This is a genomic window from Arthrobacter sp. 05T410, assembly GCF_056396505.1.
Window position 1 is genome coordinate 523,892 of the sequence record NZ_JBFTLP010000001.1, and the last position, 9,649, is coordinate 533,540.

The following is a 9,649-nucleotide window of genomic DNA, read 5'->3' on the forward strand; positions in this document are numbered from 1 at the left end:
GCTTGGACTTTCCTGACGCCATGGCCGCAGCCGGCCGGAGCAGGTACAACTGATTCATGACCACCCCTTCCCTGGTGCTCGGCCCTATGGTGCGGTACGTGGATGAGACGTCGGCGAGTGTCTGGGTGGAGACCCAAACCGCTGCCCGGGTTTCCATCCGTGCCGGCGGCCGGGGCTGGGAGGCCCGCACATTCGCAGTTCACGGCCACCACTACGCGCTGGTGGAATTGGACGGGCTGGAGTCCGGCACGGTGACGCCGTACGCCCTCGATATCAACGGAACGCAGGCCTGGCCCGACCCCTCATCCGGGTTTCCGCCGTCCATGATCGCCACACTGGCCACCGGCAAGCCGCTGCGGATGGCCTTCGGCTCCTGCAGGACCAGCGTCCCGCACGATGCATCCGGCAACCGGTCCCATGGCGTCGACTCACTGCGCGCCTATGCGCTGAAGATGGCCTCCGGCGGAGACCTGCCGTGGCCGGATCTGCTGGCCTTCCTCGGAGACCAAGTGTACGCCGACCTGACCAGTGAACAAATGCAGGAGTTCATCCGCGGCCGGCGCGACATCAAGGCACCCCCCGGCGAAGAGCTCAAGGACTACGAGGAATACGCCCACCTGTACTTTCTGGCCTGGTCAGACCCCGCGAACCGATGGCTGCTGTCGACCCTGCCCAGCGCCATGATCTTCGATGACCACGACATCCGCGACGACTGGAATACGTCGCTGAGCTGGAAGAAGAAGATGGAGGCGACCTCGTGGTGGCGTGGGCGGATCGTCGCGGGACTGGCCTCGTACTGGGTTTACCAGCATCTGGGGAACCTGTCACCGCAGGAACGGGCTGAGGATGCCGTGTGGCAGCGGATCATCGGGCACACAGGCGGGGATGAGCTCGATGTGGGCGCCGAGCTGGACAGCTTCGCGGAGCGGGCTGATCGGGACCCCAAATCCTACCGGTGGAGCTACTGCCGCGACTTCGGCGACACCCGGCTGATCGTGGTCGACTCCCGCGCAGCCCGGGACCTGACGCCGGACGACCGGGCGCTGGTCGATGCGGTGGAAATGGCGTGGCTGGACGACCGGATGCAAGGCGGCTTCCGCCACCTGCTCGTGGCGACGTCCCTGCCTTTCCTGTTGCCGATGGGCCTGCACTACGTCGAGTCGTGGAATGAGGCCGTCTCTGAGGGCGCGTGGGGTAACCGTGCCGCCTGGGCCGGCGAGAAGCTGCGCCAGGCGCTGGACCTGGAACACTGGGGCGCATTCCAAAACAGCTTCCGGGAACTGGCGGCCATGGCCAGCGAAGTCGCCGACGGCAAACGCGGCCCGGCACCGGAAACAATCACCTTCCTCTCCGGGGACGTCCACTACTCCTACGTTGCGGAGGTGGAGCGTGCCTCGGGCAGCCGGATCCTGCAGGCCGTCTGCTCCCCCATCCGCAACCCGTTGCCCCGCCTGATGAGGTCCTTCGCGGCCATCATGTCCTACGGCCTGGCCACCCCGGTGGGCGCCTTGGTCGCGCGCTCCGCCAAGGTGCCGGACCCGCCATTCCACTGGTCCGGCATCCGGGGGCCCTGGTTCCAAAACAACGTGGCCTATCTGGAGGTGGTACCGGAAGGGCTGAAATTGTGGTGGCAGACCGGGGTGGTGGACGACGGCGACCACCTGCATCCGAGGCTGGAACGCGTCGCCACCCTCACGGTGTCTCCGCGGAGCGCGCACGACCCCGTCCAGGGGCAGCAGGGGCAACAGCGAAACGCATGACGTGAGCTTCTAGTGATCCCCGCGTCTGATCCCCGCGTCGGCGCAGACGTTCTACCGAAGGTCGCGGTCAGCGGCTGCCACGTTCTCGACGGCGACCGTTTCGATGATTCTGGTCGATGGCTCACCAACCAGCGCCGGCGCCGTCACACCCGTTTTCCACGTATCGTTCTGCAGCCGGCCCAGGAAGTCCACCGCCGCCGCCTGCGTATCGAAGTCCATCTCCAGCATTACGTAATCCTGCTGGTCAAGCGGGCGCGAGATCCGGAATGACCGCACGCCCGACGCAGCGCGGTCCAGCGGATCGCTGTCGAAAGCCCTCCGCCACATGTCAAAATCCCGGACCTGGTGTTCGATCTGCAGGGTAATCACTGGGGCGCTCCTGTCGACGGTTCTACACGCCCACTGTAGGCCCCGAAGGCCCCGCCAAGTAAGGAGCATGGCCGAAGTGTTATTCCGGCTGGCGTCTTACGCCGGCTGGGATCCGGTGTTGGTGCTGGTCGGGGCGTTGGACTGATCGGCCTGGTGGCGTTGCCGGCGGCTCGCCAGCAGGAACGGCACCGCGATCAACTCGATCACGCCGCCGATGGCCAGCGACGCGGCATAGCCGTACACATCTGCCGCCCGTCCGAGCAGCGGCTGGACCACGACGCCACCGCTTGAGCCCATGAGTGAATCGAAGCTGAGCACTGTGGCGCGCTGCTTCGAGGCGATCATGTCGTTCAGGTACGCCTGCCGCACCGGTATGCCCGCCGATGACACCACTGCCCAGAGCGCCAACAGCACCAGGGCCAACCAGAATACGTGGGTGAACCCGAGCACCACCAAGATCACCGTGTCCACGACGCTGCTCAGGATCAACACGGTGGTGCGCCGGCGGACAAGGCGCCGGATGCGCGGAGCCATCCAGCCGCCGAGCACCTGCGCCGCGGCCACGATGGCCGCCGCCAGGCCCGCGACAGAATACGCGTGGGGGTCCCCATAGAGCTCGAGCAGGTACGGCTGCAGGGCGTAAAACACATAGATCCCGACGCCGAAAGTGAACGGCGCGGCCAGCATCACGTAACGTACGGGCGGATTCTTCAAGCCGTTCTCGATCGAGGCGGCGAGTACAGCACGGGTCGCCTGGAGGGGATGGGTCGAGCGTTCGGGGGTGAACCCGACGTCGCGCATGAGCCCAAACGCCACCGCGAACATGGCCAGCAACACGCCCACGCGCATCAGGAACGGCACGCCCAGATTGGTGGCCTGCGCGATCACGCCGCCGGCAACAGAGCCGGCGAGCATCGCGACTCCGGCGACCATCTGGCCTCGACCGAGCACCGCTTCCATCCCGCCCTCGAACCCAGAGAAGCGCAGTGCATCGACGAGCCAGGCCTCCACCGCTCCGGAGAAGAAGGTGAAGCCCAGGCCGAGCAGGACCGACACCACCGCCCACCACCAGAACGGGGCGGAGAACTGCCAGAGCAGGTAGTAGAAGTAGGTCGAGACGGCAAGGGTCACGGTTCCGAGCAGGAACGAGACGCGCCGGCCCCAACCGTCGGCAACCACCCCGGTGGGCACCTCGAACAGCACCATGCCGGCCGTGAAGAAGGCATTCGCGGCAAACGCCTCGAAGTTGCTGAGACCGGCGTCGAGCAGGAAAAGGGTGTTGATCCCCCAGATGAACGAGGCCGCAAGGGTATTGCCCAGCGTCAACGTCAAATAGATGCGCTGAATCTTTCGGGCGGCGGCGTTCATCGCGTCGCCGTCCCCGCCAGGGCGAGGAGGGAGCACGAGCCCATTCTCGTCTCCGCTGCCGGCACGCGCCAGTGCACACCAGGCGCAGGGCAGGACGCGAACGGTCGAGCCGACGATGCCCGGTCTGCTCAGCTGCCCTGGTTCGTGTAGAACGACCGCCGGCGGGCGTACTCATGGACCCGGTCCAGGGTGGCGATCTGGTCGCGTGCCTTGGTGGCCAGTCCGTCGAACCTGGAACCGTCCAGTCCCAGATCGCCGGAGAGATCCTGCAGCGTCTGCCACAGCCCTAGTTTTCCCATCACCGCCGACCGCATGACCTCGGACTCCAGCACCAGCGTCATCGGCGAGCGGCTCACCACCCGCCCGTTGAGCTTGAGTCGGCCGGCACGCTCCGCAACCCACGCCGCCACCCGCCGCGGAGTTCGCCGTGGCAGGCCAAAATCCCCCACTAGTCCGCGCAGGTACTCCCGCTCCTGCCTGATTTGGGTGGCAAGTGCCGCAAGTTCGGCGTGGAAGGGGGTGTCCGTGAAGTCGCGCGCCATGCGCTCTATGCGGCCCTGCCCCGCTGTGGCTCCCGCGAGGTGGTCCGAGAGGTAGAGCCCGAACAATTTCTTATCGATTTTTCCGGAAATCTGCGGTGCCATGAATGCTCCACTCTGATCGAAGGGTTGCTTCGGGAAACATCACCCTACCGGAGGGCATGGCGGGCCCAGAAGTTCTATCGGGGCGCGGAATCGTCGTGCGCCGGCCGCACTGACCCGGCGTCGGGATCCATCGCCACGAGCCCGGCGTCGTCCTTCACCTCTGTCAGTTCCTGCGCCACGTCAGGCTTGAGCCAGGACGCCACCACGCTGACTCCGCCTCCGTCGTCGCGGTCGATCACGACGTCGATCTCGGAGGCGGCCGCCCCCATGCGCGACAGCTGCTCGCGATATGACGCGACGAGCATCTCCAGGCTTTCCTCGGTCCACTCCCCCGGCCGCATCCTCGTTGAGATTTCGACCGGTTCAGGCTGATACAGCGTCATGAAAGTCCTTCCCGTGGGGTTCGATCAGGGTGAGCACGACCCCATTCTCGCCCCCTGCGCCGGTGTGCGCCAGAGCAGGGACATCGGGCCGCCATGGCGCCAGGGCGTTCCGAAGTGAACTACGGCTATTCCCAAGTACTCCCCGCACTCGATCACCTGGGCGCGATGCACAGCGACGTCGTCGTTCCTCTCCTGCAGGCCTGGCTGGGAAAAGTGGGCCGGCAGCAATAGGAACATCTCCCCGGGACTGTCGCGGCGCCGGTTCCTATGTGCTGAGGCGGAAAACGTCGGCTTTGATCGCGTGGCGTCCGGTCTTGCGCTTCCCCGACGGCGTCCCATACAACACCAAGGCCGACCGGTCATCGTCGAGAACGGTGATCCCCTCGGCATGGTCCTCGTCCTCACCGAACGGCGCGTCAAATTCGCAATGCAAGTCGTCTTTCGGCAGGACGGCCTCGGCCTGCGACGTCAGCGCGCCCCGCCAGCGAAACACGGCCGCGCGCCCGTCGAGTTCCATGGTGGGTCCTGCCAGGACGAGCAGGTCCCGTCCGTGACGGCACAGATCCCGCACGCCCAAACCATGCAGGCGAAGGAAGTGCTTGCGGTAGCGACGATTCCCGGGACCGATCGGCTGCGGCTCCAAGCCGGGCCCGCCACCAACCTGGAGCTCTATGATCATCGCCCACCCACGCAGCACCGGCCCGCGCAGACCGATGAACACCCGGTCGCCCGCTACGGCGAGGCCCTCGCAGTCAATGCCGTTGTCCTTGCCCGGGATCGGGCGACCGGTCGTCGAGGACTGGATGAAGCTTCCAAGATGTGGGTCATCAGCCAGCAGATCCACCAGGTCCGTGCCCCGGCCGAGGCCCAGCACGGCGGGGCGCTGCTGCTGCCCCGTCCGGCCGCCGTCCGGATCGAGGAGGACCTTAGTCGAAAGCCGGGCCAACACCCGACGGCGCTGGCTGACCTCCACTGTCGCCAGGGAATCCTGCGCTTCTGCGGGTGTGGCGTTGTTCTTGACCTGTTTGCGGGCCGAGCTGTGCGATCCAAGCAGCCACAGCGTGTCATCCTCGACATCGAGGCCCTCGATGTCCATCTCACCCCTGTCCCCGGGCAGCTCAAGGAGGTGGGTGAGGTCGAAGCTGCGGTGGGTGCGGGCCTGGCCGCCGGCCTCCAGGGTGAGCCGTTCGAGGCTGGTCGTCTCGTCATTGGCGACCCAAAGGTGGGAACCCTGCCGGGCGACCGCGGACAACCCGTCGCGCAGGTCAGCCTTCGGATCCAGGGTGCTGCGCTGGTCGAGTACGAGGCTGATTTCGCCGGAGGGCTCGTCCGGCCGCGGCCATCCGCTCACCGCGGCACACCCATCCTCGTCAGCGGTGATCGGCAGCTCATTCCCGCGCTCTCCGTTCGCGCAGCCAAGGGATGAGGCCACCTGCCAGGAGCATGTCCACCTGACGGCTGGAGAGACTGTGCCGCACAGGGTAGACCTCGTCTCGGGTCCGGTTCTCCACGAGGATCTCCTTGCCTGTGAGCAGGGCGTCGTGTATCCCTGTCAGCGCGAGCACATCGTCCTGTTCGATGCGGTCATGATCGGCCGCATTTGTGAACTCGACTGCGAGGACGCCGAAATTGGCCAGGTTCTGCCAGTGGATCCGCGCGAACGAGACGGCCACCACTGCGCGCAGCCCGAGGAAGCGCGGGGTGATAGCTGCGTGTTCCCGTGAGGATCCCTGGCCGTAGTTCGTGCCCCCGACCAGGATGTGCCCGGTGGAGTCGCGGGTTTGGGCGGCGCGGGCGGCGTAGGTGGGGTCGAGCTGGTCGAAGGTGAATTCGGCGAGTTTGGGGATGTTGCTGCGGTAGGGCAGAACGCGCGCACCGGCTGGCAGAATCTCGTCCGTCGAGACATCGTTGCCCACCACCAAGGCCACTGGTGCCTCGATGCGGTCGGCGAGTGGGCCGAAGACCGGAAGCGAGGAGATGTTTTCGCCCTTGACCAGCGCTACTTTGCCGGCTTCCTCCGGCGCCAACGGCTCCTCCAGCATTGCCACGTTCACGCTCGACACCGCGGGAAGTTCGATCTCGGGATACTCAAGGTCGAAAAGCTCCGTCAGGTCCCGCGGGTCGGTGATAATTCCGGTGAGCGCAGCAGCCGCAGCCGTCTCCGGCGAGCACAGGTAGACCGAGTCCTCCTTCGTGCCCGAACGGCCGGGAAAGTTGCGGGGCATCGTGCGCAGGCTGTTGCTTCCGTTCGCGGGGGCCTGTCCCATCCCGATACAGCCCATGCATCCGGTCTGATGCAGTCGGGCTCCGGCGCTGATCAGATCAAACGTGGCCCCCATCCTGGTGAGGTCCTGCAGGATCTGCCGGGAACTCGGGTTGACGTCGAAAGACAGTCCAGGGTGGCACTGCCGTCCCTTCGTGATGGCGGCGACAATTGCGAAGTCGCGCAGGCCCGGGTTCGCTGAGGACCCAATCACGACCTGCGCCACCGGCCTCCCAGTGACCTCCCGCACCGGAACGACGTTCCCGGGCGAGCTGGGCAGGGCGATGAGCGGCTCGATCGAGGCCAGGTCGATCTCGTCGGTCACGTCGTAGGTGGCACCGGAATCGGCGAGGAGTTCGGTGAAATCGTCCTCGCGCTGTTCGGAGCGCAGGAAGGCCCGCACCTGGTCGTCGGCCGGGAAGACCGTGCTCGTCGCACCGAGTTCGGCGCCCATATTGGCAATCACGTGCCGGTCCATCGCGCTCAGTGTGGCGAGGCCGGGACCGTAGTACTCGATGATCCGGTCCTTGCCGCCCTTCACGCCGTGCCGGCGAAGCATTTCGAGGATGACGTCCTTGGCACTGGTCCACGGTGGCAGCTTGCCGGTAAGCCGCACGCCCCAGATCTCCGGCATCTTCAGGTAGAGCGGCTCGCCCGCGATGGCCAGGGCCACCTCGGTGCCGCCGACCCCGATTGCCAGCATCCCCAGCGACCCAGCGGCCGGGGTGTGACTGTCGGAACCGACCATGGTCGTGCCCGGACGGCCAAACCGCTGCATGTGGGTCGGATGGGACACCCCGTTTCCGGCCTTCGAGAACCACAGACCAAACCGGCGGCAGGCCGAGCGGAGAAAATCATGGTCCTCAGCGTTCCTGCTGTCGGCCTGCAACAAGTTGTGGTCCACGTACTGCACGGCTACTTCAGTTTGTGCCCGGTCCAGCCCGATGGCCTCCAGCTCGAGCATGACCAGCGTCCCGGTCGCGTCCTGGGTGAGGGTCTGATCGATACGCAGGCCAATCTCACGGCCGGGAATCATCTCCCCGGCCACCAGATGGGATGCGATGAGCTTTTGGGCCACGTTGTAGGCCACGGTGTGTTCCTTACTCGATGGCGAGGCCGGATGCCTCCGCCGTCAACGAACCGGGCACCGGGCACTCCCCTTTATCCCCAAATTAGCCCACTCCGGGCGCCGGGAACAGTGGGGATTTGACGCTCATCGTGGCCCTGCCGGAAACGGTGCGCTCCTGGTGTTCAACGAGCTGAGGAAGGCCAGTGCCGCGGCCAATCCCGCACTCAGCACAACGGCTCCCAGCCACATCGACACTGGCCATTGAATCGATGCCGCCAGGGCGATCCCAGCCAGTTGGCCGGTCCAGATGAGTGCCGCCAGCACGGCGGTGACCGCCGGCAACGTGCGCCTCAGCCACGGGCCCGGCCGTCGGGCAAGCAGCAGATCCGCCGCTACCGCGATGATCGTGGCTCCGGCAGCACCGGCGACCGCGGCCGGGCGCAGCCCCGACATGGCCAGCGGCAGCCACGCCACCACGGCGACCAGGATGGTGGCAATACCGAAAGGCGGCCTTCGGGCTCCGGAGAAGGTGTAGAGGAAGGGGGCGATAATCAGCGCTGTGGTCACCAAATAGCTGGCCAGTCCGAGGGCCGGAGGCAGCTCCGCCTGGGTGTGCCCGGGGCTCCCGATCGGCGTCTGCAGATAGGGGACGGCCGGCGGGGTCCGGACGAACGCCGAGCAGTAGATGAGGAAGAAGGCTCCCAAGCCCGTCATCAGGGCGAGAGACAACAATGCAGCCGGCGTCCATGAGAAGGCTTCTGCGCCGCCGGCGGCCCGTGCACTGCGGATACCGGTGCCGAGGATGAGGAAGAGGCTGAACCCCAGCAGCAAGTGGGTGGGGCTCACCAGCGCATCGAGGGAGACTTCGATGCCCAGGATCTCGTGCCAGGCCAGATCCAGGACGCCCGCGACGGCGAACAGGACCAGTCCGATGACAGTGCCCCGGTAGCCGGCCGGCACCGACCGGGTCAATGGCCGCCCGGGCTGGCGGTTCCTCCAGATCACGCTTGCCGTCCACGCGGCGGTGGCCACGAGGCCCGAATAGAGTGCCGCGTGCCAGGGGGTGAAGAAGGTTTCCAACCCGGGAACGTGCAGGTGGGCCCAGCCGTCCAGGAACACAGCCAGGAGGAGCCAGATGCCCAGCAGTTGCGTCACAAGGTCGTTGCGCGCCCCGGCCCGAAGAGTCTGCGCTGCCGTGTCAACCATCGTCGCTCTCCTCGCACCCGCCGTGCCGTCACACTCGCCGCGCAGTCCAGGGAGGCCGGGATGCCCACACTTGGCCCGCGTCGAATGGTTAAAGCTTGGACCTCCCGGTGTCCGACCGCCAGTGCTGCATTCCCTCAGTCCGTCGCTGGTTGTGCCGACAGGTTATGCCTGCGGGTTAAGCCTGCGGGTTATGCCTGCCCGGTGGTGACGTTTTCGAGCACGACGGCGAGGCCCTGGCCGACGCCGATGCAGATCGCGGCGACGCCCCAGCGCTGCCCGGAGGCCTGCAGGGAACGGGCCAGGGTGCCCAGGATCCGCCCGCCGGAGGCGCCGAGCGGGTGGCCCATGGCGATCGCGCCGCCGTGCCGGTTCACGATTCCCGCGTCGATGTCCCAGGCGTTGATGCAGGCCAGGGACTGCGCGGCGAACGCCTCGTTCAGTTCGACCGCGCCGACCTGGTCCCAGCCGATGCCGGCCTTGGCGAGGGCCTTGTTCGCGGCCTCGACCGGGGCGTAGCCGAAGTACTGGGGATCGTTGGCGTGCGCGCCGCGCCCGGCGATCCGGGCCAAAGGCTCCAGACCCAGGAT

Annotated in this window: 8 protein-coding genes and 1 pseudogene; 1 reads left to right on the forward strand and 8 read right to left on the reverse strand. The window is 66.6% G+C overall.

The features are described 5' to 3' along the window. Nucleotides 1–56: 56 nt before the first annotated feature. A complete protein-coding gene (locus tag AC1DFR_RS02475; protein ID WP_476871460.1) occupies nt 57–1,760 on the forward strand; it encodes an alkaline phosphatase D family protein in 1,704 nt (567 codons plus the stop codon). Between the two features lie 51 nt (nt 1,761–1,811). Here the strand turns inward: AC1DFR_RS02475 and AC1DFR_RS02480 are convergent, their stop codons facing one another. The 8 genes and pseudogenes from AC1DFR_RS02480 to AC1DFR_RS02515 form a co-directional block, all read right to left on the reverse strand. Then, nucleotides 1,812–2,129: a hypothetical protein gene (locus tag AC1DFR_RS02480; RefSeq protein ID WP_476856032.1), complete on the reverse strand. Its 318-nt coding sequence runs from the start codon at nt 2,127–2,129 to the stop codon at nt 1,812–1,814. A gap of 96 nt (nt 2,130–2,225) precedes the next feature. Then, nucleotides 2,226–3,497 carry an MFS transporter gene (locus tag AC1DFR_RS02485; protein WP_230008446.1) on the reverse strand — a complete coding sequence of 424 codons (1,272 nt, stop codon included), beginning with the start codon at nt 3,495–3,497 and terminating at the stop codon, nt 2,226–2,228. A 128-nt stretch (nt 3,498–3,625) separates the two neighbouring features. Next, nucleotides 3,626–4,141 carry a hypothetical protein gene (locus AC1DFR_RS02490; RefSeq protein WP_476849503.1) on the reverse strand — a complete coding sequence of 172 codons (516 nt, stop codon included), beginning with the start codon at nt 4,139–4,141 and terminating at the stop codon, nt 3,626–3,628. A gap of 74 nt (nt 4,142–4,215) precedes the next feature. Further along, complete coding sequence (locus AC1DFR_RS02495; protein WP_230008448.1) at nt 4,216–4,524, reverse strand: hypothetical protein; 309 nt, start codon at nt 4,522–4,524, stop codon at nt 4,216–4,218. A gap of 265 nt (nt 4,525–4,789) precedes the next feature. Next, nucleotides 4,790–5,875, reverse strand: coding sequence for a DUF3616 domain-containing protein (locus AC1DFR_RS02500; RefSeq protein WP_476849501.1), 1,086 nt, complete (start codon nt 5,873–5,875; stop codon nt 4,790–4,792). A 37-nt stretch (nt 5,876–5,912) separates the two neighbouring features. Then, entirely contained in the window at nt 5,913–7,877 is a 1,965-nt protein-coding gene (locus AC1DFR_RS02505) for an aconitate hydratase (RefSeq protein WP_476872647.1), read from the reverse strand. Nucleotides 7,878–8,000: 123 nt separating this feature from the next. Then, complete coding sequence (locus tag AC1DFR_RS02510) at nt 8,001–9,062, reverse strand: hypothetical protein (protein ID WP_476856036.1); 1,062 nt, start codon at nt 9,060–9,062, stop codon at nt 8,001–8,003. Nucleotides 9,063–9,250: 188 nt separating this feature from the next. Continuing rightward, nucleotides 9,251–9,649 (reverse strand): annotated as a pseudogene (locus AC1DFR_RS02515) (3-oxoadipyl-CoA thiolase); the annotation flags it as partial.

Excerpts from the sequence above, each read along its gene's own strand:
- AC1DFR_RS02475 (WP_476871460.1), top strand. The coding sequence starts at position 57 with ATGACCACCCCTTCCCTGGTGCTCGGCCCTATGGTGCGGTACGTGGAT.
- AC1DFR_RS02485 (WP_230008446.1), bottom strand. The coding sequence starts at position 3,497 with ATGAACGCCGCCGCCCGAAAGATTCAGCGCATCTATTTGACGTTGACG.
- AC1DFR_RS02490 (WP_476849503.1), bottom strand. The coding sequence starts at position 4,141 with ATGGCACCGCAGATTTCCGGAAAAATCGATAAGAAATTGTTCGGGCTC.
- AC1DFR_RS02495 (WP_230008448.1), bottom strand. The coding sequence starts at position 4,524 with ATGACGCTGTATCAGCCTGAACCGGTCGAAATCTCAACGAGGATGCGG.
- AC1DFR_RS02510 (WP_476856036.1), bottom strand. The coding sequence starts at position 9,062 with ATGGTTGACACGGCAGCGCAGACTCTTCGGGCCGGGGCGCGCAACGAC.